The organism is Aquimarina atlantica (assembly GCF_000626715.1).
Classification (GTDB): Bacteria; Bacteroidota; Bacteroidia; order Flavobacteriales; family Flavobacteriaceae; genus Aquimarina; species Aquimarina atlantica.
This window is the reverse complement of the sequence record NZ_AQRA01000034.1, coordinates 1-861: the sequence shown is the minus strand read 5'-3', so window position 1 is coordinate 861 and position 861 is coordinate 1. Positions and strand designations below refer to the sequence as shown.

Annotated in this window: 1 protein-coding gene; it reads left to right on the top strand. The window is 44.5% G+C overall.

The window, feature by feature from the left end:
• Window positions 1-4 precede the first annotated feature (4 nt).
• On the top strand, window positions 5-861 hold an 857-nt coding region (locus ATO12_RS26675; RefSeq protein ID WP_394331732.1), incomplete at its 3' end, for an HYR domain-containing protein.

Genomic DNA, 861 nt, shown 5'->3' with positions numbered 1-861 from the left:
TAATATAGATCCGGTAATTGCATGTCCAGCCACAGTAAATGTTAATGTAGATGCTGGATTATGTACAGCCAGTAGTGTTGCTTTAGGTACCCCAACAACATCAGATAATTGTGCAGTGGCTAGTGTAACCAATGATGCACCGGCAACCTTCCCATTAGGAGATACGACTGTAACCTGGACCGTAACTGATAGCTCTGGTAATACAGCTACCTGTACGCAAACGGTAACGGTAACTGATAATATAGATCCGGTAATTGCATGTCCAGCCACAGTAAATGTAAATGTAGATGCTGGATTATGTACAGCCAGTGGAGTTACTTTAGGCACACCTACTACTTCAGATAATTGTGCAGTGGCTAGTGTGACTAACGATGCACCTGGAGTGTTCCCGATAGGAGATACGACTGTAACCTGGACCGTAACCGATAGCTCTGGTAATACCGCTACCTGTACCCAAACCGTAACCGTAACAGACAACATTGATCCGATAATAGCATGTCCGGCGACAGTAAATGTCAATGTCGATGCAGGCTTATGTACAGCAAGCAGTGTTGCTTTAGGTACCCCAACAACTTCAGATAATTGTGCAGTGGCTAGTGTAACCAATGATGCACCGGGAGTTTTCCCATTAGGAGATACGACTGTAACCTGGACCGTAACTGATAGCTCTGGAAATACAGCTACCTGTACCCAAACGGTAACCGTAACAGACAATATTGATCCAACAATCAGTTGTCCAGCCACAGTAAATGTTAATGTTGACGCTGGATTATGTACAGCCAGTAGTGTTGCTTTAGGTACCCCAACAACATCAGATAATTGTGCAGTGGCTAGTGTAACTAACGATGCACCGGCAACCTT